21 protein-coding genes and 1 tRNA gene are annotated in these 25,079 nt (G+C 70.0%); 2 read left to right on the forward strand and 20 right to left on the reverse strand.

Features of this window, described 5'->3' with window-relative positions:
* Positions 1-15 precede the first annotated feature (15 nt).
* Both ACGFNK_RS04740 and hppD read right to left on the reverse strand, forming a co-directional pair.
* The gene (locus ACGFNK_RS04740; protein ID WP_393411928.1) at positions 16-1,422 is read right to left on the reverse strand and encodes an FAD-binding oxidoreductase; all 1,407 of its coding nucleotides are present in this window, start codon (positions 1,420-1,422) and stop codon (positions 16-18) included.
* A gap of 88 nt (positions 1,423-1,510) precedes the next feature.
* The gene (hppD, locus tag ACGFNK_RS04745) at positions 1,511-2,656 is read right to left on the reverse strand and encodes a 4-hydroxyphenylpyruvate dioxygenase (protein ID WP_393411930.1); all 1,146 of its coding nucleotides are present in this window, start codon (positions 2,654-2,656) and stop codon (positions 1,511-1,513) included.
* A 123-nt stretch (positions 2,657-2,779) separates the two neighbouring features.
* Between hppD and ACGFNK_RS04750 the strand changes: the two genes are divergently transcribed.
* Complete coding sequence (locus ACGFNK_RS04750; protein ID WP_393411932.1) at positions 2,780-3,262, forward strand: Lrp/AsnC family transcriptional regulator; 483 nt, start codon at positions 2,780-2,782, stop codon at positions 3,260-3,262.
* 3 nt (positions 3,263-3,265) lie between these two features.
* On the opposite strand, the gene ACGFNK_RS04755 is transcribed toward ACGFNK_RS04750, so the two are convergent.
* From ACGFNK_RS04755 to ACGFNK_RS04795, 9 genes are all read right to left on the reverse strand, one after another.
* Positions 3,266-3,952: a dual specificity protein phosphatase family protein gene (locus tag ACGFNK_RS04755; protein WP_393411934.1), complete on the reverse strand. Its 687-nt coding sequence runs from the start codon at positions 3,950-3,952 to the stop codon at positions 3,266-3,268.
* A 110-nt stretch (positions 3,953-4,062) separates the two neighbouring features.
* Positions 4,063-4,971 carry a hypothetical protein gene (locus tag ACGFNK_RS04760; RefSeq protein ID WP_393411936.1) on the reverse strand — a complete coding sequence of 303 codons (909 nt, stop codon included), beginning with the start codon at positions 4,969-4,971 and terminating at the stop codon, positions 4,063-4,065.
* Positions 4,968-7,124, reverse strand: coding sequence for a PEP/pyruvate-binding domain-containing protein (locus ACGFNK_RS04765; RefSeq protein ID WP_393411938.1), 2,157 nt, complete (start codon positions 7,122-7,124; stop codon positions 4,968-4,970). Before ACGFNK_RS04765 ends, ACGFNK_RS04760 begins: the two co-directional genes overlap by 4 nt.
* Before the next feature lie 162 nt (positions 7,125-7,286).
* Positions 7,287-8,078 carry a S16 family serine protease gene (locus tag ACGFNK_RS04770; protein WP_393411940.1) on the reverse strand — a complete coding sequence of 264 codons (792 nt, stop codon included), beginning with the start codon at positions 8,076-8,078 and terminating at the stop codon, positions 7,287-7,289.
* Positions 8,079-8,318: 240 nt separating this feature from the next.
* On the reverse strand, positions 8,319-8,966 hold the full coding sequence (locus tag ACGFNK_RS04775) for an IclR family transcriptional regulator (protein WP_386352186.1): 648 nt from the start codon (positions 8,964-8,966) through the stop codon (positions 8,319-8,321).
* Between the two features lie 394 nt (positions 8,967-9,360).
* Positions 9,361-11,160 (reverse strand): DEAD/DEAH box helicase, encoded by a 1,800-nt coding sequence (locus ACGFNK_RS04780; RefSeq protein WP_393411942.1) that lies wholly within the window; start codon positions 11,158-11,160, stop codon positions 9,361-9,363.
* Positions 11,161-11,282: 122 nt separating this feature from the next.
* Positions 11,283-11,651, reverse strand: a complete 369-nt coding sequence (locus ACGFNK_RS04785; protein ID WP_393411944.1) for a type II toxin-antitoxin system death-on-curing family toxin — start codon at positions 11,649-11,651, stop codon at positions 11,283-11,285.
* Positions 11,651-11,848 carry a hypothetical protein gene (locus ACGFNK_RS04790; protein WP_266762988.1) on the reverse strand — a complete coding sequence of 66 codons (198 nt, stop codon included), beginning with the start codon at positions 11,846-11,848 and terminating at the stop codon, positions 11,651-11,653. Before ACGFNK_RS04790 ends, ACGFNK_RS04785 begins: the two co-directional genes overlap by 1 nt.
* Positions 11,849-11,883: 35 nt before the next feature.
* Positions 11,884-13,335: an MFS transporter gene (locus tag ACGFNK_RS04795; RefSeq protein WP_393411946.1), complete on the reverse strand. Its 1,452-nt coding sequence runs from the start codon at positions 13,333-13,335 to the stop codon at positions 11,884-11,886.
* Positions 13,336-13,539: 204 nt separating this feature from the next.
* Here ACGFNK_RS04795 and ACGFNK_RS04800 point away from each other — a divergent pair.
* A tRNA-OTHER gene (locus ACGFNK_RS04800) sits at positions 13,540-13,637 on the forward strand.
* Positions 13,638-13,646: 9 nt separating this feature from the next.
* Here ACGFNK_RS04800 and ACGFNK_RS04805 read toward each other — a convergent pair.
* The 9 genes from ACGFNK_RS04805 to ACGFNK_RS04845 all read right to left on the reverse strand — a co-directional run bounded on the left by ACGFNK_RS04805 (position 13,647) and on the right by ACGFNK_RS04845 (position 24,936).
* Entirely contained in the window at positions 13,647-14,288 is a 642-nt protein-coding gene (locus ACGFNK_RS04805) for an SUKH-4 family immunity protein (protein ID WP_393411948.1), read from the reverse strand.
* A 183-nt stretch (positions 14,289-14,471) separates the two neighbouring features.
* Positions 14,472-15,002 (reverse strand): AAA family ATPase, encoded by a 531-nt coding sequence (locus ACGFNK_RS04810; RefSeq protein ID WP_393411950.1) that lies wholly within the window; start codon positions 15,000-15,002, stop codon positions 14,472-14,474.
* 30 nt (positions 15,003-15,032) lie between these two features.
* The gene (locus ACGFNK_RS04815; protein ID WP_393411952.1) at positions 15,033-17,345 is read right to left on the reverse strand and encodes a xanthine dehydrogenase family protein molybdopterin-binding subunit; all 2,313 of its coding nucleotides are present in this window, start codon (positions 17,343-17,345) and stop codon (positions 15,033-15,035) included.
* Positions 17,342-18,889, reverse strand: coding sequence for a 2Fe-2S iron-sulfur cluster-binding protein (locus ACGFNK_RS04820; protein ID WP_393411954.1), 1,548 nt, complete (start codon positions 18,887-18,889; stop codon positions 17,342-17,344). Before ACGFNK_RS04820 ends, ACGFNK_RS04815 begins: the two co-directional genes overlap by 4 nt.
* Positions 18,886-19,779: an FAD binding domain-containing protein gene (locus ACGFNK_RS04825; protein ID WP_386352162.1), complete on the reverse strand. Its 894-nt coding sequence runs from the start codon at positions 19,777-19,779 to the stop codon at positions 18,886-18,888. Before ACGFNK_RS04825 ends, ACGFNK_RS04820 begins: the two co-directional genes overlap by 4 nt.
* Before the next feature lie 277 nt (positions 19,780-20,056).
* Positions 20,057-21,697: a beta-N-acetylhexosaminidase gene (locus ACGFNK_RS04830; protein ID WP_393412178.1), complete on the reverse strand. Its 1,641-nt coding sequence runs from the start codon at positions 21,695-21,697 to the stop codon at positions 20,057-20,059.
* A 10-nt stretch (positions 21,698-21,707) separates the two neighbouring features.
* A complete protein-coding gene (locus tag ACGFNK_RS04835; protein WP_386352159.1) occupies positions 21,708-22,583 on the reverse strand; it encodes a carbohydrate ABC transporter permease in 876 nt (291 codons plus the stop codon).
* Positions 22,580-23,590, reverse strand: coding sequence for a carbohydrate ABC transporter permease (locus ACGFNK_RS04840; protein ID WP_386352156.1), 1,011 nt, complete (start codon positions 23,588-23,590; stop codon positions 22,580-22,582). Before ACGFNK_RS04840 ends, ACGFNK_RS04835 begins: the two co-directional genes overlap by 4 nt.
* Before the next feature lie 5 nt (positions 23,591-23,595).
* The gene (locus ACGFNK_RS04845; RefSeq protein ID WP_393411957.1) at positions 23,596-24,936 is read right to left on the reverse strand and encodes an extracellular solute-binding protein; all 1,341 of its coding nucleotides are present in this window, start codon (positions 24,934-24,936) and stop codon (positions 23,596-23,598) included.
* Positions 24,937-25,079: the final 143 nt, after the last annotated feature.

The raw sequence follows: 25,079 nt of genomic DNA on the forward strand, positions 1-25,079 counted from the left end.
CTACCGGACGGCGACTCAGAAGACCTTGCCGGGGTTGAGGATGCCCAGCGGGTCGAAGGCCGTCTTGATCGCGCGCTGCATCTCCACGCCGACCGGGCCGATCTCGCGGGCCAGCCATTCCTTCTTCAGTACGCCCACGCCGTGTTCACCGGTGATCGTGCCGCCCAGTTCCAGGCCGAGGGCCATGATCTCGTCGAAGGACTCGCGGGCTCGGCGGGACTCGTCGGGGTCGCCGGCGTCGAAGCAGACGGTGGGGTGGGTGTTGCCGTCGCCGGCGTGGGCGACGACCCCGATGGTCAGCTGGTGCTTCTCGGCGATCCGCTCGACACCTTCGATCAGGTCGCCGAGCCGCGACCGGGGCACGCACACGTCGTCGATCATCGTCACGCCCCGGACCGCTTCGAGCGCGGTGAGCGACAACCGCCGTGCCTGGAGGAGCAGTTCGGATTCGGCCAGGTCGTCGGCCGGGACGACCTGGGTGGCGCCCGCGGCCTCGCACAGGGCGCCGAGCGCGGCGAGGTCGGCGGCCGGGTCCGAGGTGTCGAAGCCGGCGAGCAGCAGAGACTCCGTGGTCTCCGGCAGGCCCATGTTCGCCATGTCGTTGACGGCCTTCACCGTCGTACGGTCCATCAGTTCGAGGAGGGACGGCACATGCCCGCCCTCCATGATCCGGCACACGGCGTCACAGGCGGCGGCCGCGGAGGCGAACTCGGCGGCCAGCACCAGCTGCTGCGGCGGCTCCGGCTTGAGCGCCAGTACGGCCCGTACGACGATGCCGAGCGAACCCTCCGAGCCCACGAACAGGCGGGTCAGGTCGTACCCGGCGACGCCCTTGGCCGTGCGGCGGCCGGTGTGCATGAGGCGGCCGTCGGCGAGGACGACGTCCAGGCCGAGTACGTACTCGGCTGTGACCCCGTACTTCACACAGCACAGGCCGCCGGAGGCCGTGCCGATGTTGCCGCCGATCGTGCACATCTCCCAGCTGGAGGGGTCCGGCGGGTAGCAGAGGCCGTGTTCGTTCACCGCGCGGGACAGCGCGGCGTTGATGACGCCGGGTTCGACGACGGCGATCCGGTCGACGGGGCTGATCTCGAGGATCCGGTCCATCTTGATGAGGGACAGCACGATGCAGCCGTCGGAGGCGTTGGCGCCGCCCGACAGTCCGGTGCGGGCGCCCTGCGGGACGACCGGGACGCGCAGCTCGGTGGCGATGCGCATGACGTGCTGGACTTCTTCGACGGTTCGCGGCAGCACGACGACCGCGGGCGTCCCGGCCTCGCAGAAGCTGGCCATGTCGTTGGCGTACGCGACCGTGACGTCCGGGTCGCTCAGCACCGCCTCGGCCGGCAGTCCCGCGAGCAGACGGTCGAGGAGGTTCCCCGTCACTTCGTCACGAGGGGCTTCGATACGGCTCATGATCACAGCGTCGCATCCGGGGACGACGGTGTGAAGCCCACCTGCACGAGGAGGCAGGCGGGCCACCTTGGAACCGGCACCTTGGAACCGGACGTCAGAGATTGCCCCGCTTCTCCTGCTCCCGCTCGATCGCCTCGAACAGGGCCTTGAAGTTGCCCTTGCCGAAGCCCATCGAGCCATGGCGTTCGATGATCTCGAAGAAGACGGTCGGGCGGTCCTGGACCGGCTTGGTGAAGATCTGCAGCAGGTAGCCGTCCTCGTCGCGGTCGGCCAGGATCTTCAGTTCGCGGAGGGTGTCGACGGGGACGCGGGTGTCGCCGACCCACTCCCCCAGCGTGTCGTAGTACGAGTCGGGCGTGGCCAGGAACTGGACTCCGGCCGCCCGCATGGTGCGTACCGTCTCGACGATGTCGTTCGTGTTCAGCGCGATGTGCTGGACGCCGGCGCCGCCGTAGAACTCCAGGTACTCGTCGATCTGGGACTTCTTCTTGGCGATGGCGGGCTCGTTGATCGGGAACTTGACCTTGAGCGTGCCGTCCGCGACGACCTTCGACATCAGCGCGCTGTACTCGGTCGCGATGTCGTCGCCCACGAACTCCTTCATGTTCGTGAAGCCCATGACCTTGTTGTAGAAGCCGACCCATTCGTTCATCCGGCCGAGCTCGACATTGCCGACGCAGTGGTCGATGGCCTGGAAGGTGCGGTGGGCGGGCGGCTCGACGATCGGGTCGGCGCTCACGAAGCCGGGCAGATACGGGCCGTCGTATCCCGTCCGCTCGACGAGCGTGTGCCGGGTCTGCCCGTATGTGGCGATCGCCGCGAGGACGACGGTGCCGTGCTCGTCCTTCATCTCGTACGGCTCCTCGACCGAACGGGCGCCGTGCTCGATCGCGTACGCGTACGCCCTGCGCGCGTCCGGGACCTCGATGGCGAGGTCGATCACACCGTCGCCGTGCTCGGCCACATGCTCGGCGAGGAAGTGGCCCCAGGTGGTGGCGGGCTTGATGACGGAGGTGAGGACGAAGCGCGCCGAGCCGTTGGTCAGGACGTACGAGGCGGTCTCACGGCTGCCGTTCTCCGGTCCGGCGTACGCGACGAGCTTCATGCCGAAGGCGGTGGAGTAGTAGTGCGCCGCCTGCTTGGCGTTGCCGACGGCGAAGACGACCGCGTCCATTCCCTTGACCGGGAACGGGTCTGCATCGCGCGCGGTACCAGGGGTGTGGTGGATGGTCTCAGTCATGGCGATACGCTCCCTCCGTTCCGCAAGGTGCGCAATAGTTGGCGTATTCACTGGACAACATGCGCAGCGACCGGCCCATACGACCGGGACTTCTGTACAGGATGACCACCAGGGGAGGCCTCCATGGGGATCGATCAGCTCGACGGCCGGCTCCTCGTGTTGCTGGCCGAGGAGCCGCGGATCGGGGTGCTGGAGGCGTCCCGGCGGCTCGGTGTCGCACGCGGGACGGTCCAGGCCCGTCTCGACCGGCTTCAGTCGAACGGAGTCATCCGCGGATTCGGTCCCCAGGTGGACCCCGCGGCGCTCGGGTACCCCGTCACGGCGTTCGCGACCCTCCAGATCCGGCAGGGTCAGGGCACGCACGTACGGGCGCACTTGGCGACCGTGCCGGAGGTCCTGGAGCTGCACACGACGACGGGCAGCGGCGACATGCTGTGCCGTCTCGTCGCCCGCTCCAACGCCGATCTTCAGCGGGTGATCGATCGGGTCGTCGGTTTCGAGGGCATCGTCCGGGCCTCCACGGCGATCGTCATGGAGAACGCGGTTCCGCTGCGGATCATCCCGCTGGTGCAGCAGGCGGCGGGGGACGGCGACGGACGGGAGTGACGGCTAGATCGAGGCGTTGATGCGGCGAGGGGCGTCGAGGATGCGGCTGATCGCTTCGACAACGGCGGGCGGCTGCTCGGTCTCATCGTCGTCGCGGCCGGTGGAGAGCGCGTACCAGACCTGCTCGATCGAGGGTGGGCCCACCGCGAGGTTCCGCAGCGCCGCCTGAGCCGAGGTCGCGTCGCCGATGCGCACCGCGTACGCCGCGGCCATGGCTCCGGTCCGCCCGACGCCAGCTCCGCAGTGCACGAACACCGGACCGGACGCCGACTCCACGGTCCGCAGGAAACGGTCGACCTGCTCGGTGGTGGGCGTCTGCCCGTCCCTGATCGGCATGTGCACGACCTTCAGCCCGGCATCCCGGGGCACCGCCAGGGCCGCGGCCGAGAGTTTCTCGGCACGCAGATCGACGACGGTGTTCACGCCCCGTGCCGAGAGCTCGCGATATCCCGCTTCCCGGGGGGCGGATCCCCTCCAAAGGCGGTCGTCGACCGCCTGGAAGTGGTTGATCCCGGCCATGCGTACACCGGAAGACCCCTGCTGGGAAGCCAGGGCGTGGATGCCGAGCATGCCGAGCGTGGCGACAAGCCACACGGCGGCGTAACCGAGGACGGAGAGAACCACGATCTTCGCGGTCCTGCGGATGAGCGGATGAATGCGAGCGACCGGAGAGGCGGGGAAAATCAACACGAAGCGGAACCTTGGGTGGGAAAACGTCCCGCTCACAGTAGCCGGGAGACCGTTCGCGTACCCCTGACATGTGATTAAACGCACAAAAGGTACTAATCAGACCAAAGTCTTCATGGAGTGGGTGGTACCTGCCCCTCACCAAGGACGACGGCAGTCGCCCGATTCGCGGTGATGTCCATGAGGCAGCCACGCAGCCGGAACAGGTCGTGGCCGGGCAGTGGGGGCCGGATCACGCCCGCGTACACCCCATCGCCCAGGTTGGACAGTGGCGCGTGCTCGCGCGAGCCGGCGGTCGACCGGCGACAGGTCTCCCAGAGGTCGCGCGCGGCCCCGTCGCGCACCGGCCCGGTGTCGGCGTTGCGCATCGCGACATGGAAGACGACGGTGCTGGCCGCGGAGTCAGGAGGCGACGTGGGATGGGTCTGGACCGTGTCGGCGAGGAAGAAGGTGAGGAAGGCGAGCAGTGCGGTACACACCCCGCCCGCGGCGGCCTTGAAGAGGGTGCGTCTCGGTCGGCTGGGAGGAACGGCCGGACGCTCCTCGATGCCCGGGACGTCCCCACGTATGCCACCGGCCGGGGCGGCGAGGCTCGCCAGGCGGCCCGCCAGCAGCCGCTCCGCCCTCGCGCGGCCCGTACTGCTCGCGATCTTCTGGATGACCAGGGCGATGACGGAGAGCGCGGCGCCCGCGGCCATCAGCACGGGGACGAACACGTACGTGCCGTTCCTGTTGTCGAAATGACGGGTGTCCAGCCAGCGGAAGCGATCGGGTGCGGCTTCGCGGCTCTGCTGCAGCCGCCGCTGTACCTCCTCGGCGCGCGCCTCGGTCTCGGCGAGCCGCCGTTCCAGGCGGCCGAGCCGGGAGAGCAGGACGGCGGCCACGAGAAAGACTTCGACGATCAGGAGCAGGATTCCGCTGGTCAGGGCACGCTGCCACTCCCAGCGGTAGAGATACACGAAGAGGTAGACCGCCGCCGCTGCCGCGGCCACGCCTCCCACCAGGTAGCTGACGTACTTCACGCGAAGCCCTTTTCCGCTCCCGTGCTGACGGGTTCGTCTTCGGCACCCTTGCTCACGGTCTTGCTCACGGTTTCGACCGTGCCGCTGGTGCCGTCCACGGTCAGTTCGGTGCCCTGCGGAAAGCGGTCGACGGCGTCGGGCACACCGACGACGGTGGGGACCTTGTACTCACGGGCGAGCACAGCGAGGTGGGACAGGACGCTCCCGGTCTCCGCGACCAGTCCGCCCAGCTCGGGAAGCTCGGCGGCAAGGGCGGGATCCAGGGTCCGTACCACCAGGACCGCATGGCCGGGCCGCGGGCCGCGGCCGTGCCAGGCGGTGCCGATGCCGAGGCCGCCGCCCGCGCCCTGACCGGTGAGGTGGCCGCGATCCCGGCTCCGAGCCCGCCCTCGGCCACGACCGCCGATGTGTTCGGCGACAGGGCGGCCTTCCTGCGAGAGCCGGAATGCGGCGGGCAGCGGTCGCGAGTCCGGCCGGAGCCCCCGCTCGTCCACATCAGCCGTCCACGGTGCGCCGCCCAGGATCCCGGCCAGCTCCGGCCAGCGCAGCGTGGACAACTGCCGCAGCACGTCGGGCCGGCCGGCGGTTTGCAGACGGGCCGCGTACTCACGGACCAGACTCGCCTGCATCTCCTGCACCCAGCGGATGCGCAGCCGCAGCCCCTCACGGGCGGGCAGCGCCTCGACGCCACGCGGTGCTCCGGTCCAGCCGGTACGGCGCGGCAGCCGGGCCGGCCGCTCGAGCGAGGGCGGCAGCAGGGACAGCAGCACGGGGTGCCGGGCCAGCAGCTCCACGTCGGTGATGCCGCGTGTTCGCCCCTCGGCGAGTACGGCCAGTGCCTCGCCCACGGCCGTGGCCCCGCTGCCCTGACCGACCAGAGAGCCCACGAGGGATTCCTGCGCGTGCAGCGACGACAGGACGTTGCGGCCCCAGGCCAGGGCGGCCAGTATCTGCCCGGACAGCATCTCCTGCGGGGGCGGCATCTGGGTCAGCTCACGGTCGACATCGGCCATCAGGTCCACCGCCAGCATCGGCAGTGCGATCCGCAGCCGGCCCACCCGCCACGCCGCCGAGGCACGCCGGGCGCCGGGTATGGGGTTGATGAAGTCGAGCACAGGGTGCGCGGAGGGTACGGCGCCGAGCAGTCTCAGGTCCGCCGCCACACGCCCGTCGACGGTGGTGACTGGCGGCACCGCGCGCAGGACCCGGCGCGGGGCGGTGCCGGCGCTGTCCAGGGCCAGGGTCAGTCCGTGGGACATCGGTGCCACCCACAGGTCCTCCTCCAGCGGCTGGAGCACCTCGGGAAAGGTCTCGGCGACCGGGCCGGGGCCCAGCAGCCTGGCACCGCGTGCGGCCCGCAGGGCCATGGCGGTGATGGGACGCGCCTGGAAGAGCCACAGAGCGTTGTCGGTGTCGAAACCGAACTCCATGTCCTGGGGCTCGCCGAACACCCGCTCCGCGTGGTGGGCCAGCCGCACGAGGCGCCATGTCCGGCGGCGTCCCAACAGCCGGTCGCGGCGGTGTTCGCGCGGTTCGGTGGCGACCAGCCTGCCGTGGCGGGTCAACTGGTAGCGAACGCCCTGGACGGTACCGGCCAGCAGTTGTTCGGGCCCGCCCCGCACCGCACTGACCAGAATGCGGTCGTCACGGCCCGCCACGGGGTCCGCGCCGAACATGACTCCCCCCACGGCCGTGCGCAGCATGGGCTGGACCAGCACCGCCATGCCGGCAGACGGATCACCTCCGCCACGCGCGGGCGCGCGGCTCCGATGGGACGAGTCGAGCACCGCCTGGACCGCGGAGATGAAATCGTCCCAGCCGCGCACGTCGAGTTCGGACGCGAAGAGACCGGCCATCGAGGAATCGGCGGTGTCCTCGTGCGCGGAGGAGGACCGTACGACCAGGGACCGCCCCTGCTCGCCGGCCAGTCCACGCCAGGCATCGCGCACCGCGGACGGTCCGTGCGGCAGGTCGGCCGCCGACTCCTCCGGCACGAGAGCGAACCCCGGCAGGACGGGCAGCCCGGCAGCGGCGGCACGGGCGAGATTGGCCGCCTTGGCCCCGGTCAGCGCCGCGTTCCCGGCCTCGTCGGTGTCCAACGGAATCACCGCCAGCCGCTCCAGGCAGATGCCCACAGCAACTCCTTCGGTCACGCCGAAAACGTCCCAGTGTCCACTCTGAACGCCTCTCCGCGTCCTCGCTAACGCAGGACCGGCTCCTCACCACGCGCAGTGCGGCCGCTCCATTGGGTGGAGTTCAGCAGCGCGGAGTTCAGCAGCGCGGAGTTCAGCAGCGTGGGTTCAGCAGCGTGGGGTTCAGCAGCTGGGGACGGAGCCGGTGCCCGTCTCCAGGGCGCGGAGGGATTCGACCGTGCCCTTCAGCGTCGTCACCGGGATCAGCCGCAGCCCCTTGGGCAGCTCCGACTCCGCGTCCGAGCACTCGGCCTTCGGTACGAGGAAGACGGTCGCGCCGTCGCGTTCGGCGGCCTGCGTCTTGAGGGCGACACCGCCTACGGCGCCCACCGTGCCGTCGGCGTCGATGGTGCCGGTGCCCGCGATCGTACGGCCGCCGGTCAGGTCGCCGCCGCTGCCGTCACCGTCCAGCTTGTCGACTATGCCGAGCGAGAAGAGGAGCCCGGCACTGGGTCCGCCGACGTCGGCGAGCTTCAGGGTGACCTTGATGTCGTCCGGGTCCTCGCCGAGAAAGTCCAGCGCGGCCTCGGTGGCCGTGTTCTGGGACTCCCGCATCGTCTTGGCGTTGTGCTCCTCGATCTCCTTGACGGTGTCACCGCTCGGGTACACGGAGTCCCGCGGCATCACGGCCCGCTCCGTGTCGAACCACCCCTCGATCACATCAGGCAGGCGCACATCCGCATCGGGCCCGGTCGCCACGATGGTCGTCATCCGCAACTGCCCACGCGTCCGGTGAGTCTCCGTCCCACTGATGGTGATCACCGGCTCTCCCCGGTTCTCCCCCAGCACATCCGCCGTCATCCCCGGCTGAGCCACCGCAAACGGCAACGGCACGAAAGCCGTCGCGGCCAGCAGAGCCACGACGGGCAGAGCACAGAGGGCAACGGCTCGGGGGCGCGAGAGCTGAGAGAGCACGGGATCAATCTAACGCTAGGGGGAATTCCGGCCGCAGGCTGGTGGGTGGCCTATGCGGGAGGCGGGGCTGCACCCTTCAGGGGCGCGGGGCTGTATCAATTTGCGGCTCCGCCGCGTGGGCGCGACCAGCCACGACTGACCCGCAGCCGACATACGAACCGTGGGGGTCTGGGGGCGCACCCCTCAGTTTCGGGAAGGGGCGGGGCTGGGGAAAGAAAACCCACCCCCGCCCACCCCTGGCTAGCGCAACGCCTCAGCAACTTCCTTCGCCGCATCCACAACCCGCGCCCCCACCCGCTCCGGGACGGAATCCGCGAGCATGACCACGCCCACGCTCCCCTCCACCCCGGTCACCCCGAGCAGCGGCGCAGCCGCACCACTCGCGCCGGCCTCCAACTCCCCGTGGGTCAGCGTGTATCCGGGATCCGCCACAGTCCCAGCCGCGGCCCGCGCCGCAAGGATCGCCTTGCCCGCGGCCCCCCGTTCCAGCGGATGCCGGAATCCCGCCCGATACGCCACGTGGTAGTCCGTCCACGTCGGCTCCACCACAGCGACGGCCAGTGCTTCCGTCCCGTCGACCAGAGTGAGATGCGCCGTCGCCCCGATGTCCTCGGCCAGCGACCGCAACGCGGGCAACGCGGCCTCACGTACCAAGGGATGCACCTGCCGCCCCAGCCGCAGCACCCCGAGTCCCACCCGGGCACGACCACCCAGATCACGGCGTACGAGCGCATGCTGCTCAAGCGTGGCGAGCAGGCGGTACACAACGGTCCGGTTCACCCCGAGCTTGCTGGACAGCTCAGTGACGGTCAGCCCGTGATCGGTGTCGGCGAGCAACTTGAGGACACGCAGTCCTCGGTCGAGCGTCTGAGAGGTCTCCGCGGTCACGACGCCCACTCCTTAGTGGTGAGAGTCGACGGCCCCCTCCGCGGCGGTTGCATCACCGGTCCCAACGGCGACGCGCTTCAGAGGCCGCCGGTCGGCAAGCGTCCCGGGGACTACCCGGGCGGGCACCGGCTGCGCTCCGCGGCGGCGCTGCCACGGGGCGTGTGCGTAGCGGGACAGTAGCGACCCGGTTCGCTCAGCGGAAGACTCCGTCCAGAATCCGGTCAGTGTCCGGTAAGAGCGTCGTTGCGTTTGTCCTAGTACGCCCGGCGCACATCACTCCCTGTGCACCACCCCGCACACCACGCACACCCCCGCACACCCCCGCACACACGAGAGCGCCGGTTCCGTACACGACGGAACCGGCGCCCTGATCCTCGTACACGAACTCGTGCTGTCACCGCATACGGGTCGCCCACTCCTGCACCTTGGCGATCCGCTGCCTCAACTGCCCCGCCGTCGCCTCAGCGCTCGGTGGCCCGCCGCACACGCGCCGCAACTCGGTGTGGATCACGCCGTGCGGCTTGCCGCTCTGGTGGACGTACGCCCCGACCATCGTGTTGAGCTGCTTCCTCAGCTCCAGCAGCTCTTTGTGCGTGACCACCGGCCGGCGCTCGGCGGGGATTTCAAGGAGGTCGGCCTCTTCGGCGGGCTTCTTGCGGCTGTGCGCGATCTGGCGCGCCTGCCGCTTCTGGAGCAGGAGCTGGACCTGTTCGGGTTCGAGGAGGCCCGGGATGCCGAGGTAGTCCTGCTCCTCCTCGCTGCCCGGGTGCGCCTGCATGCCGAACTCGGCGCCGTCGTACAGCACGCGGTCGAAGGTGGCCTCGGACTCCAGCGCCTCGAAGGCGAACTCCTCCTGCTCGCCGGTGTCCTCGTCCTGCTCCTTGTTCGCCTCCTCCATCTCCTTCTCGGATTCGGCGTACGGGTCCTCCTCGCCCTCCTTCTTCGGCTTGTCGAGGGCGTGGTCGCGCTCGACCTCCATCTCGTTGGCGAAGGTCAGCAGGTCGGGGACGGTCGGCAGGAAGACGGAGGCGGTCTCGCCGCGGCGCCGGGACCGTACGAAGCGGCCGACGGCCTGCGCGAAGAAGAGCGGCGTGGAGATGGTGGTCGCGTACACGCCCACGGCCAGCCGGGGCACGTCCACGCCCTCGGACACCATGCGGACGGCGACCATCCAGCGGTCGTTGCTGTGGCTGAACTCGTCGATCCGCTCGGACGCGCCGGTGTCGTCGGACAGGACGAGGGTCGCCTTGTCGCCCGTGATCTCGCGGATCAGCTTGGCGTACGCCCGTGCCGAATCCTGGTCGGAGGCGATGACGAGGGCGCCGGCGTCCGGGATGCCCTTCCGTACTTCCGTGAGCCGCTGATCGGCGGCACGCAGCACGCTCGGCATCCACTCGCCGCGCGGATCGAGGGCGGTGCGCCAGGCCTGGCTGACGGCGTCCTTGGTCATGGGCTCGCCGAGGCGGGCGGCGATCTCGTCCCCCGCCTTCGTACGCCACCGCATATTGCCGCTGTAGGAGAGGAAGATGACGGGCCGCACCACGCCGTCGCCGAGCGCGCTGCCGTACCCGTAGGTGTAGTCGGCGGCGGACCGCCGGATCCCGTCGTTGCCTTCCTCGTACGCCACGAAGGGGATGGGGTTGGTGTCGGAGCGGAACGGCGTACCCGTGAGCGCGAGGCGGCGGGTCGCGGGCTCGAACGCCTCGAGGCAGGCCTCGCCCCAGGACTTCGAGTCGCCGGCGTGGTGGATCTCGTCGAGGATGACGAGCGTCTTGCGCTGCTCGACGCGGTTGCGGTGCAGCATGGGCCGTACGCCCACACCGGCGTACGTGACCGCGACCCCCTGGTACTCCTTGCTGAGCGGCCCCGCGCTGTACTCCGGGTCCAGCCTGATCCCTATCCGCGCCGCCGCCTCGGCCCACTGCTTCTTCAGATGCTCGGTCGGCGCGACCACCGTCACCTGCTGCACGACATGGTGGTGCAGCAACCAAGAGGCGAGCGTCAGCGCGAAGGTCGTCTTCCCGGCGCCGGGCGTGGCAACGGCAAGAAAGTCACGCGGCTGCTCCTGGAGGTACTTCTCCATAGCCCCCTGCTGCCAGGCGCGCAGTTTGCCGGCGGTGCCCCAGGGGGCGCGGCCGGGAAAGGCGGGCGACAGGTGATGCGAATGAGAGGCGCTGGCGGCGGTGGTAGTCACGGTCTCCGTGGGGTGGTTGGGCGGCTCGTCTACGTATGACAACCGGGCCACCCTATCGGCGGCCCGGTTGTGCCAACGCGCGGACTACGCCGCCTCGGCCGTGGATGGGATCCAGCTCACAGTCATCGCGCAAAGCGTGGCAGCTGTGCGGCGATCTTGGGTACGTCCAGGGCGCCCTGACAGACATCCAGTACAAACGTCTCGGCCTCGTCCACGTCGAAGTCCGCGTCCAGGGGGTGCCCGTTCATGTGCAGGAACACCCAGGTCGCGTACCAAGCGATGCGCTTGTTGCCGTCAACGAGGGCGCGGTTGCGGGCGAGTGATTCCATCAGCGCCGCCGCCTTCTGCCAGACGTCCGGGTACGCGTCCTGTCCGAACACGCTCGACTGCGGGCGCGCCAGCGCCGAGTCCAGGAGCCCGTAGTCGCGCACCTCATCCGCTCCGAGCCGCTTCGCGAGGTTCAGCAGCTCGGGCAGCGTGAGGTAGTGCATCAGGCGAGCCTCCGGTTCAGCTCGGCGCTGGCCTTCAGCACATGGTCGGCTGCTTCGTTGAACAACCGGGAGTGTTCGTTTATGGCCGAGATCACGGCGTCGTGCGCGAAGGCCTGCATGCTGCGCCCCTCCGCTGCCGCACGCTCGCGCAACGCGTCCAGCTCTTCGTCCGTAAACCGCAGGTTCAGTCCAGCCATGCTGTGACGGTACTACGTGGTACCGCCCGGTGTCATCAGGGAGCCGCCCGCACCCGTGTAGTCACCCAAGCCCCCGCCAACGCCACCCCCGCCATCGGCAGGAACACGGCGGCGAAGGCGGCCGGGGTTGCGCCGGAAGCCGTCGTGGCGGCGTGACCCGCGACCGTGCCGCCGCCCAGCGCCGCGAACGCCGCCCCGCCCGCCGCCAGCAGCAGGACGTTCGACAGGCCGTCGGATATCTGGAGCGCGGCGGAGTTGGCACCGGCCTCCTCCGGGGCGGACAGGTGCAGCAGGAGGACGCTGGTGGAGGAGATCACCAGCCCCATTCCGAAGCAGCCGAACGCCCACGTCACGGCCAGCGTCCACACCGGCACCGCGTCGATCAGCACACTCGGCGCGGCGGCGATCGCCGCCGCGACCAGCACCATCCCCAGGCCCATCAACCGCTCCCGGTACGGCTCCACCCGCGCCCGGGACTGCACGAAGGACCCCAGCGCCCAGGTCGCCCCGCCCGCCGCGAGCGAGAAACCGGCGAGCGTCGGCGACAGCCCTCGCTGCGTGACCAGCATCAGCGGCACGAAGGACTCCGCCGCGATGAACGACCCGGCCGCGACCCCGCGCAACAGCACCACGGACGGCAACCCGCGCGCCGCACGGTACGTCCCGGGCGGCAGCAGCCCCAGCACCGCCGGCACCAGTAACGCCGTCCCCGCCACGGCCGGCACGGCCGACAGCCACCGCAGATCTTGCGCTGCGTACTGCAGCAGGCCTGCGCCCAGCGAGATCCCCAGCGCCAGCCGGATCCGGCGCCGGTCGAAGGATGCGGCGGCGCCACCCTCCGTCGGGCCGGACGCCAGTCGCCGTATCTGCGGCAGGGCGAGTGCCAGCGGGAACACCACCAGAACCGGTATCCCGATGAACACCCAGCGCCAGCCGAGCTGTTCGGTCACCGAACCGGCGGCCAGCGGCCCCACCACGGACGGGATCACCCAGCTCGCCGCGAACGCCGCCATGATCGACGGCCGCAGTCTCTCCGGATACGCCCGCCCCACGACCACGTACAACGCCACGATCACCAGCCCGCCGCCGAGCCCCTGCACTGCCCGGCCGAGGATGAACAGCCACATCACCCCTGCCGTCCCGGACAGCGCCAACCCCGCCGCGAACGCCGCGATCCCCGCGGTCAGCGACGCCAGCGGCCCGCGTCGGTCCGACCACTGCCCGGCCAGCACCATCCCGAACAGGCTCGTCGTGAAGTACGCCGAGAACGCGAACGCGTACAACGAAACCCCGTCGAGCTCCCGCGCCGCCACCGGCATCGCGGTCCCCACCGCCGTCGCCTCGAAGGCGATCAGCAGCACGACGGACACGATCCCGATACTCAATGCCCGGTAGGGGCGGCTGAGCACGCTGTCCTCGGCGCCGGGTTCAGCTGATTCGGGTGCGGCGTCTGCGACGTCGGCGTCGCTCGGTTCCAGGGTGGCCATGGTCGTCAGCGTAAGGGGCACGGTACGTGTTGGCCCCTGTCGCGAGACGGTAGCCGCCTGGGACCTTGGTCGTACGCCCTCTCTCCTTTCATGAACGCGGTATGGCAGTCCCATTGCAGCCCCAGCCCATCCCTGGAGCGCCCCGTCCCCCGCGGCCTACGGTCGACGACATCGAGTTCGGAACGAGCGAAACGTTCCCAACCCGGCCGTGTGCCCGAGTGGTTGAGGGGACCGCCTGCGCTGCATCCATTAGCGGGCTCCGCCCGCGGGGGTTTACACCGGTTCGAATCCGGTCACGGCCTCGAGTGTGGTTACGGCCTCGGGCAATTTGCGCGGTGCAGCAGCCAGAGCGTGAACGCGAGCGTGGATATGTCGGCGTTGAGCGGTCGCAGTCCGGCGGCCGGGGCGGACCACTCGTGGAGCTCCCCGGTGGTGCCGTCGACGAGGAGGTCGGTGTCCTCGACGACGAGACGGCCCGAGCGACCAAGACAACCAAGGCGACCGAGGCGGATCAACTGGTCTGCGCCATTGGGAAGTTGACACTCGGGAACCTGGACCTCCTCCGTCCGCTCGGCCGCGTAGTGCTCGGCGAGTGTCTGCAGCGGCACGTCCATCTCCAGCTGGAACATGTCACCGTCCTCCGGAAGACCCGTCTCACGGAGAAAATGGCGGGTCGGCTCATGCGTGAGCGTGGCCGGGAAGTCGACGTCCTCGAAGCGCATGATCGCGCTCGCGCCGAACTCCTCGTCGAGCAGCCGCGCCGGCAGGTCGAGCAGGAGACCCGCGCACGGGTCGGCGATCCGGGTGAGGGCATGGACCAGCGCGGCCATGCGCCAGTACGCCGACATCTCGCCCAGAGCAGTCGCGTCGGTCGGCACCTCCAGCCGGCGCCCCGCGCCACCGCACTCGTCGGTCAGCGTGACCGCCCCCGTACCGGCGTCAATCGTCCTCATGGCTCCCCCGTGCATGTGATCGCATCGTGCATCCCCAGCAGGGCGCAGCCCGCTGTCCCAGCAGCCGCTCCCCACTGATCGAAAACCATACGCCGCACCACTGACAACGCACCAAAACCCAAGCGCCACAAGGTTTCCGGCCCGTTTCCCGGCCGACTCGCACGGCACGCCACCCACGTGCCGTCAGGCAACCCGAGCCGATTCCCGCCCCGTGACAATCGCGTCCACCGTCTGTGCCACGCTCAGTTCCGACGTGTCCAGCCAGAGCCCGATGCGCGGGGTCTTCTCCCGCAGCCCGCGGTCCAGTTCGTCGACCGTCCACGCGCCGTAGCCCGTCTTCGCGCGTCCCGCCTCGCGGGCGGCGACGGTCTCGGGACGCGGGGCCAGGACCACGACGTACAGGGGCCGTGTACGGACCAGGCCGGCATACGCCGTGAGCTCCTCGCCCAGGACGACGTCCTGGACGATCGCCGTGAAGCCGGCGTCCACGTACGTGTCCGCCGTCGCCGCCGAGAGCCGGTAGCGGAGCCGGAGTTGGGCGAGGGCCTCGTCGTCCTCGGCGCCGGGCTCGTACTCCGCACGTCCCGACACGATCATCCGGCGGAACACATCACCGCGCACATGCGCGGCCCGCGGGAGCCTTTGTGCCAGCGCCTGGGCCACCGTGGACTTCCCCGCGGCCATGATTCCGGTGACGAGAACCACACCGTCCATCAACAGCCGTCAGCCTCGTCGTCAGTCCCGTCAGTGCCCGTTCGTCACCACGGCCGCCTGCGGCCGGATCGGCAGCCGGTTCACCGGGCGCCCCGTTGCGGCCCGTACCGCGGAGGCGATCGCCGCCGGGGTGGTCACCACCGGTACCGCGCTGGCCGACTTCGCTCCGAAGGGCGCGACCACGTCGCGTTCCTCGAGGAGTTTGACGATGCGGATGTCGGGGGTGTCGAGGGCGGTGGGCAGGGCGTAGCCGGTGAGGTCGGGATGGCGGACCAGGCCGCGTGCGGTGCGCAGGTTCTCGGTGAGGGCGGCGCCCACGCCCTGGGTGACACCGGCTTCGATACGGGCCCTGAGCTGTGCGGGGTTCAGGATCCGCCCGACGTCCTGGGCGAGCGCCAGTTCGACGACGCGTACGGAGCCCAGCTCGATGTCGACGTCGACGACCGCGCGGATCGCACAGAAGGCCATGCCCACGAAGGCGTCCCCCTGGCCGGCGGCGTCCAGTGGCTCGGTGGGGTGCGGGCGGCACTGGGCGGTGGCCCACAGTTCCTTGTCGTCCAGCGCCTCCGTGACGGTGGTGGACAGCACGCCGTCGTACGAGGTGATCTTGCCGTCCGTGATCTGGAGCAGCTCCGTGGACATGCCGAACTTGTGCGCAAGGGGCTGCAGCAGCTGCGTACGGACCATCTTGGCGGCCCGTTCGACCGCGCCACCGGACACCCAGGTGTGGCGGCCACGGCAGCCCGGTCCCGCCGGAGGCTGATCGGTGTCCACGGAGGCGACATGCACCTCTTCGATACCGAGCGTCTCCTGGACGATCTGCCGGGCCAGCGTGGTGAAGCCCTGGCCCGTCTCCACGGCCGCACAGAGCACCGTGGCCACGCCGTCATGGACCTTCACGGTGGCCGTCGAGACCTCGTCCGCGCCCTCGGCGCCGAGCATGTGGACCATGCCGAGGCCGTAGCCGACACCGCGCCGCACCGCGCCCGGTTCGCCCGCGCCCTCGGGGCCGCCCGGCAGCAGCCAGTCCTCCGCGGGGGTGTCCTTGGGGAGGGCGGGCAGCGGGAAGTCCCGTACGGCCTGGAGGAGTTCGGCCACGGGGGCCGGGCAGGTCACCGACTGGCCGGTGGGAAGTACGTCCCCTGTAGCCATCACATTGCGCATGCGCAGCTCCGCCGGGTCGAGGCCCAGCTTCTTCGCCAGCTTGTCCATCTGCGCCTCGTAGGCGGCGCAGACCTGCATGGCGCCCTCGCCGCGCACATGGCCGGAGGGCGGGTTGTTGGTGCGTACGACCCAGCCCTCGATGAAGGCGTTCGGGACGACGTAGGGGCCGCAGGCGAAGGAGACCGCGGTCGCCAGCGCCTCCGACGACGTGTCCGCGTACGCGCCCCCGTCGAGCAGGATCTGCGCCTCGACCTTCACCAGCCTGCCCTCGGCGTCCGCGTGGTGGCGGTAGCGCAGGAGGGTGGGGTGACGGTGGACGTGTCCGAGGAAGGATTCTTCGCGCGTTGCGGCGAGTTTGACCGGACATCCGGTCTTCAGGGCAAGCAGCCCGAGGGGGAGCTGGAAGCCCTGGTCCTCACGGTCGGCGGTGGCGCCGGGCACGCCGGTGACGACGACCTTCACGCGCTCCGGTTCCAGGCCGTAGCAGGCGGCGGCGGTGTCGCGGTCGGCGTGCGGGTCGGTGGAGGCCAGGTAGAGCTCGACGCCACCGTCGGGGCGCGGCACGGCGAGGCCGGCCTCCGCGCCGATCGGGGCCGGGTCCTGGCGGCCGATGCGGTACAGGCCCTCGACGACGATGTCGCCGGCGGCCTCGGAGTCGCCGTGCCGCAGCGGGATATGGCGGATCAGGTTGCCGTCCGGGTGCAGGGGTTCTGCTTCGAAGGCCTGCTCGGGGTCGGTCACCGGGTCGAGTACTTCGTACTCGACGATGACGGCGGCGGCGGCCATTCGCGCGGTGTCCGGGTGGTCGGCGGCCACTGCCGCGATGGGCTCCCCGTGGTGGCGTACGACCTCGGAGGCGAACACCGGGCGGTCGGCCGTGCCGCGGCCGTACATCGCGCTGCCCGGTACGTCCTCGTGCGTGACGACGGCCCGGACGCCGACCATCTGGAGCGCGTGGCTGGTGTCGATGGAGACGATGCGCGCGTGCGGGTGCGGTGAGCGCAGCACGGCGGCCCACAGCAGGCCCTCGGCCCACAGGTCGGCCGCGTACGGGAACGTGCCCTCCGTCTTGGCGCGGGACTCCGCGGACGGCAGGGACGCACCCAGGCCGTGCTGCGGCGACGGGTCCTGAGCGGGAGCGGCCTCCACGGTGGTCGTGGTGACGGTTTCGTTGCTCACGCCTGGCCTCCGTCCTGACCGTAGGGCTGCTCACGCGGCACTGAGGCCTCGTACGCCGATGGGTTGACGCTACCCCCGCCGGGGCCCGCCTGGTGGGGGATACGGGCCTCCTCGGCGTCCTGGGCTGCTTCGGCGGACGCGTGCGCCTCGCGTTCGGCGACGACATCACGCACGGCGTCGAGGACGCCGCGGTAGCCGGAGCAGCGGCACAGGTTGCCGGACAGCGCCTTGCGGGTCTCCAGCTCGGAGGGCGCCGGGTTGCCTTCAAGGAGGTCGTGCACGGTCATCGCCATGCCCGGGATACAGAAACCGCACTGCACGGCGCCGCACTTGGCGAGGGCCCGCTGTACATCCGAGGGCTGCCCGTCGGCGGCCAGCCCTTCGACGGTGCGCACCTCGCTGCCCGCGGTGGTCACGGCCGGTACCAGGCAGGACGCCACGAGCCGTCCGTCGACCTGCACATTGCAGGCCCCGCACTCGCCCTGCGAGCAGCCGTCCTTGGCGCCGGCAAGTCCGAGCCGCTCGCGCAGCACGTAGAGGAGCGATTCGCCGATCCAGGCGGCTGTCACGGGCCGGTCGACGCCGTTCACCCGCAGGACGTACGAGGCCAGGGGGTGCATCTCGTCGTGTGGAAGCGCACTCGGGGAGTCACCGTCCTCGGACTCCTCGGCGCTGTCCTGAGGTGTGTCGGCGGACTCTGCGGGCGCCTCGCGCACCTCCTGGGACACCGCTTCGGACTCGGCGCCCGGTGCGTCGGCGGGGTTCGGAGAACCGTGCTCCGGAGCGCCGTACTCGGGCGACTCCTCCACCGGCTCTTCGCGCTCCACGGAGACGTGCTCTACGGAGACGCTCTCCTCAGGGGCCCTCTCCGCAGAACCGCTCTCTACGGAGACGGCGATTTCGTCGGCGTGCTCTCCGGAGACGTCGATGATCTCGGCGGCCTCGTCGGCGCGGGCAGCCGCGGAACTCTCAGCATGGCGGGCGGCCTCGTCCGAAGGGGCGAGCTGCTCGGAGGCATGCTGCTCGTGCTGCGCCCAGGACTCCTGCGCCCAAGGCGCCGCCGCCCCGCCCGGCAACGTTACCGGAGGGCTGCCGCCCCACTGCTCGACCAGGGCCGAGGTGGTGAACTCGCCGGACTCGTCGGGCAGATCACCGTCGGCGACGGGGATGGACCACTGTCCGGTCACGTCGTGTCCGGGAGCGCCCGAGCCGTCCTGTGCGGGCTCCTCGAAGGTCCACTGACCGGTGGTCCCCGGGTGGTACGAGAAACCGTCGTGAGCGGGCTGCTGCGGGTGCCCCCCAGGCTGTGCGTTCGGGTCCGGCCACCGCACCTCCTGGGGCTGCTGCCCCTGCTCGGCCTCGATGTGCGGCGGTACGTAGCCGTGACCGGGTGCGGCGAGCGGGGAGTCGGACCGGAGTGCGTCGATGCCCCCTTCGGGGAGCTGGACGAAGGCCGTGGCGCCGTCGTCGTAGTCGCCCTGGGGCAGCGGGTCCCAGCGGCTGCCCGCCGGGGGGGTGCCCTCTTCGTGCTGGTCGTCGGTCACGAAAGTGCCCTCCCCAGTGCTCGTCGGGCCAGCGCGGCGACGGTGCGCCGCAGGTGCAGTACAGCGGGCGGCAGTTGCTCCACGGAGCCGTCCTCCGCGGGGACCGGGTCGGGGATGCAGGCCGCGGCGACGTACTCCCCGAAGGCGTCCCGCGCCTCCGGCACGATCGCGCGGTTGTTGTCCCAGTCGATCAGCGAGGCGACCCACTGCTCGGCCTCCAGGGGCCGCAGCGGCATCGGCGCTATGGCGCCGACGGCGCACCGCACTCCGCGCCGGGCGGGGTCGAGGACGAGTGACACGGACGCCAGGGCGCGTCCGGGGCCGGTCCGTCCCGTCGCCTTCAGGAAGACCTGTGGGGCGTGCAGCAGCGGCACGCGCACGAACCCGATGAGTTCGCCGGCGCGCAGCATCTCCACGCCGGCGAGCAGATGCGAGACAGGGATCTCACGGCGGGCGCCGCCCTGGCCCGCGATGATCAACGTCGCCTCCAGGGCAGCCAGCACCGGAAGCGCGTCCCCCGTAGGGGCAGCCGAGGCGATGTTGCCACCCAGGGTGCCCGCATTGCGGATCTGCGGCGGGCCTGCGGCTCTCGCAGCGGCCGCGAGGGCGGGGATCAGGGCCGCGAAGTCGGGGCGGCCCATGCGGGCGTGCGTGAGGCCCGCGCCGAGCAGCGCGTGGCCGTCCTGGTACTGCCAGCCGCGGATCTCGCTGATCCGGCCGAGGCCGACGAGCGCGGCGGGCCGCATGTGCCCGGAGTTGACGGAGGTCATGAGGTCGGTGCCGCCGGCCACCGGAACGGCCGCAGGCGTGGCGGCGAGCGCCGCCACGGCCTCGTCCAGTGAGGCGGGCAGCGTCACGGTCTGCGCCGCCTGCGGTGCGTGCGTGGTCAAACCGGCTACCCCTTCCCGCTGTCCCACCTGGTCCCACCTGTGTTGCCGTACGGTACGTGCTGACAGGGCGGACGTGGCAACTCTGGCACATCTTCCTCTCAGCACGATGCGGGGGTCCGCTAGGAGGCTTTCGTACCCGCCACCAGCGGGATGGCCCGATTTCGCACGACTTAACCGGTCAGAGCGAATTGGCAGTTTTCACAGACTCTTGGGTGCCTTTCGCCCGGGTGACACCGTTCCAGGGCGGCCGGTTCGCGGCACCCCCTTGGGAGTCGGCTCACACGTTTGGGGGCGCCCCCTCGATCGGGCGTCCGAGCACCCCCGGTCGCCGCTGCCAGGGCAGGGGGCCGGTGGGCGGGCGATAGGCCACTCCCAGGGCGTCAAGTCGCCTGTAATGGGTGGTCATCCGCTGCTCGAAGGCCGCGAAGTCGCGTTCCGCGGGGGCGGGCAGCGCACTCCATGCGACCTCGGCGACGGCCGCGAGCCGAGGGAACGCCTGGTAGTCCACGCGCGCGTGGTCCTCCATCACCTCGGTCCACAGGTTGGCCTGCGTGCCGAGAACATGGCGCGCCTGATCGGGAGTCAACTGCGGCGGAACGGGCTCGAAGGAGTAGACGTCCTCCAGGGTCCGTACGTAGCCGATGGGCACCGGTTCCTCGGCGCCACCGTCCTGGCGGTGGTCCAAGTACACGTACTGTTCAGGGCACATGACGACGTCGTGGCCCGCCTGAGCTGCCGTAATGCCGCCTTGGTAGCCACGCCACGACGAGACGGCGGCACCTGGGGCCAAGCCGCCCTCCAGGATCTCGTCCCAGCCGATCAGCCGACGCCCGCGCGCGGTCAGCCAGTTGTCGAAGTGCCGGAGGAACCACGACTGCAACTCGTCCTCGTCCGCGAGCCCCAGGTCCCTGATCCGCGTCTGCGCCGTCGGCGACTCCCTCCACTGCTCCTTGGCGCACTCGTCGCCGCCGACATGGATGAACTCCGAGGGGAACAGCTCCAGGACCTCCTCGAAGACCTCCTCGTAGAAGCGCAGGGTGTCGTCAGTGGGGGCGAGTACGTTCAGGGAGACGCCCCAGTTGTCCCAGACGGAGAGGGAGGTCGTGTCGATGACGTCGGTGTTGCCGAGTTCCGGATACGCGGCGATGGCGGCCTGCGAGTGGCCGGGGATGTCGATTTCGGGGACGACGGAGATATGCCGCTCGGCGGCGTACGCGACGATCTCGCGGATGTCGTCCTGCGTGTAGTAGCCGCCGTGCGGCTTCTCCTCCCAGAGCGGCGAGGCGCCGTGGCCGAATTTCGTCCGTGCCCGCCAGGATCCGGTCTCCGTGAGCTTCGGGCGGCGCTTGATCTCGATGCGCCAGCCCTGGTCGTCGGTGAGGTGGAAGTGGAAGACGTTCAGCTTGTGCGCGGCCATCAGGTCGAGATAGCGCAGCACCCCGTCCTTGGGCATGAAGTGGCGTGAGACGTCGAGCATGAGGCCGCGCCAGGGGAAGCGGGGGGCGTCGCGGATGGTGACCGGGGGCACTTCCCACTCCGGCTTCCTGGTCACCGGCGCACGGCGGAAGGCGTCCGGGCCCAGCAGCTGACGGAATGTCTGGGCACCCCAGAACAGTCCGGCCGCGCTCGCCCCGTCGATGACGACCCGGTCGCCGTCAACGGTGAGGCGGTACGCCTCGGGGCTGCCGAGTTCGTCGGCGAGGGGCGGCTGGATCCGCAGCAGGATGCGGTTCGCGCCGTCCGGCACCTCGGCGGCCTGCCGCAGCGGCAGGCCGGTCGCGGCGCCCACGGTCGCGCGCAGCCACTGCGCGGCCGGCTCGGCACCCCGGCCCTCCTCTATGCCGGTGTCCCAGTCGAGGACGAAGACCTCCTCGCCCCTGGCCTCGGCGCTCAGGGGCGCCGGAATCACATCCGTCAGTGAAGTCACGTCAGTCCTTTACCGCGCCGCCCAGTCCGGAGACCAGCCGCCGCTGTACGAGTACGAAGAAGACCAGAACCGGAATCGTCATCACCGTGGACGCCGCCATCACGCCGCCCCAGTCCGGCTTGTCCGGGTTGTAGAAGACAAGGAGGGCCATCGGCAGAGTCGACTGCGAAGTGTCGCTGATGATGAAGGACTTGGCGAACAGGAAGTCGTTCCAGGTGGAGATGAAGGAGAACACGCTCGTGGCCACAAGACCCGGAAAGACCAGCGGGAAAAGGATCTGCCACAGGAAGCGCGCCCGGCTCGCCCCGTCGATGTACGCGGCCTCCTCCAGCGCCTCGGGAACCGCCTTCACAAAGCCCCGCAGCATCCAGATCGCGAACGGCAGCGAGAAGGCGATGTGCGGCAGGATCAGCGATCCCAGAGTGTTCAGCTGACCGAAGTCCCGCATCAGGAAGAAGAGGGGGATCGTCAGGGCCTCGATCGGCACCATCTGCGCGATGAGGAACATGATCAGCAGGGTCGTACGGAAGCGGAAGCGGAACCGTGTCACGGCCGTCGCCGCGAGGAACGCGATCAGTGCGGAGACGATGACCACGGTGACCGCGACGAGAAGGCTGTTGACGAAGTAACGGCCGAATTCCTGCTGTCCGAAGACGCGCCGGAAGGAGTCCAGGGACGGCGTGAGCGTCCAGGGGCGGGCCTCGGTCGACTCGATCTCGCCGGCCGGTTTGAAGGCGCTGAGCACCATCCAGTAGAGGGGGAACGCAACCACGACGGCGATCAGCAGAGCCGACGCCTCGGCGGCCAGCCGCCAGGGCCGCCGCACCCGCAGACGTGTGGGGAACCTCGACGACCTCACGGAACTCAACGCACTCACAGCTCCTCCCCCTGCCTGCGCAGCAGCCGCAGATAGACCAGCGTGACCGCCAGCAGAATCAGCAGCATCACCACTCCGATCGCCGAGCCGAGGCTGTACTGCGAGGACGCGAACGCCTTTTGGTACGCGTACACGTTCAGCACGAGGTTCTGACCGGCGATGCCTCCGCCGTTCGTCATGACGTAGATCTGGGTGAAGACCTTGAAGTCCCAGATGACCGACTGGATGGTGACGACCACGAGGATCGGCCGGAGCATCGGCGCGAGCACCGAGCGCCAGATGCGCCACTGGGAGGCGCCGTCCAGGGCCGCCGCCTCCAGCACCTCGCCGGGTACGGCGCGGATGCCCGCGTACACCGTGACCATCACGAACGGGAAGGAGCACCAGACGACTTCGAGGAGTACGAGGGCGAAGGCGCTGTAACGGCCGTACGTCCACGAGTGGTCGCCGAGCCCCAGCATCCGGTTAACCGGCCCGAAGTCGGGGTCGAACAGGAACAGCCAGACCGTGGAGCCGGTGATCGCGGGCGTGGCCCACGCGCCCAGCGCGGCCAGCATCAGGGCGAGCCGCGGCAGAGCCCGTACGCGCGTCAGCAGCACGGCAAGCGCGCAGCCGACCGCGAGCGTCGCCACGACGCACGCCGCCGCGAACACCACGGTGGCGAACAGCACTTGCCAGAACTGCTCGTCCCCGAAGAGCGTCGCGTAGTTCCCGAAGCCCTGGAAGGTCGTCGGTTCACCACCGCTGACCTGGGCCTGCGTGTACTCCAGAAAGGAGATCAGCCCGAGCTGGTAAACGGGATAGACGAGCAGCCCACCGATGACGACAAGGGCGGGGGCGAGGTAGATCCAGGGAGCCCAACCCGCCCTGCCGCGCCGCGACTTGCGCCCCGGCGCGGCGCCCCCACGCGCCGGGCCCGCCGCCACCCGGCCGGGCGAGGCCGTCACCCCGCCCGGCGAACTCGCGGCAGGAAGCGGCGGGGCTGCCGGGGACGCACCCTCCGTCATCCGCTTCACCCCGCGGAGCTGAACGCGGCGTTCATCTTTGTCGCCGCGTCCTTCGAAGCCGTGGCCACGTTCTTCTTGCCGCTGACGATCTCCTGGAACATCGTCGGCAGGACGAGCGAGGCGTCGATCTCGGCCCAGGCCGGGGAGGCGGGCACGAACTTGGTGCCCGCGCCGAGCGTCTCGACGAAGGGCGCGACGAACGGCTCCTTCTTCGCGACGTCCGCGCGCACGTCCGAGTACGTCGGCAGGAAGCCCATCGCGTCGAAGAGCTCGCCCTGCGTCTTCTTCGACGCGAGCTGCTTCATCAGATCGATGGCGAGCGTACGGTGCGAAGTGCTCTTCAGTACGCCGATGTTGTTGCCGCCCGCGAAGGCAGGCGCGATCTCGCCCGACTTCAGACCCGGCAGCGGTACGACTGCGTACTTGCCCTTGACGCTCCCGGCCTCGACCGCCTGGTGGTTGAAGTCACCGCCGATCGCCATGCCCGCCTTGCCGGAGGCGAAGGCCGTGATCGTGTCGTTGCCGCCCATGCTCGCGCACTTGGCGGCCGGGCAGTTGTCGTCGCCGAACAGCGAGGTGTACGCCTCGATGCCCTTCTGGGCCGCCGCGCTGTCGATCGTCGCCGCGTACGAACCGCCCTTGCCCTCGGCGATCTCGCCGCCGTTGGACCAGACGAACGGCATCGCGCCGTAGGTGAACGCCCCGCCGACCGCGAGCCCGTACAGCTCGGGCTTCGCCTGCCGGATCTCCTTCGCGGTGGAGATCAACTCGCTCTGCGTCCTGGGGACTTCGAGGTCCAGCTCCTTGAAGACGTCGGTGCGGTAGTACAGCGCGCGGACGCCGACGAAGAACGGGGCGCCGTAGATCTTCCCGTCGACCGTCACGGACTGCTTCGCCGTCGGGTCGGAGTCCTTGGCCTCGTTCCAGTCCGTGAACTCCTTGGACACGTCGGCGAGTCCACCGTCCTTGACGTACCCGGCGGTGTCGGTGTTGCCGTACTCCATGAGATCCGGCGCGCTCTCGGGGTCGTTGAAGGCGGCTTTGATCTTCTGGGCGCGGGTCTCGACGGGTATGTACTCGACCTCGACCTTCGTGCCCTCGTTGGCCTTCTCGAAGGCGTCCACGGTGGCCTCGACGACCTTCTCCTTCGGCCCGTTGCTGACCTCTTGGAAGAGCCACACGCGCAGCGTCCCGCTCTTCTCGTCCGTACCGCCGGAGTTGTCGGATGTCTGGGGGGCACAGGCGGTCGCGGTGAGGGCGGCGACCACAAGTGCGGCTATGGGGGCGGCTGTTCGGGCGGAACAGCGGGCAGGGAACCTGGCCGGGAGTCTGACGGGGAACTTCATCGGGTTTCCTCCGAAAGGGCGAGTGTTGCAACATGCGCAATGCTTGTTTCACTCTGCACAACACAACGGAGGCTAGAAGTTCATGGACATGCAAACAAGACCAACCCAAAGGTCTCTACCACTCTGTGACCGCTGAAAGCACC

Source organism: Streptomyces sp. NPDC048825 (assembly GCF_043198355.1).
Classification (GTDB): Bacteria; Actinomycetota; Actinomycetes; order Streptomycetales; family Streptomycetaceae; genus Streptomyces; species Streptomyces xiangluensis.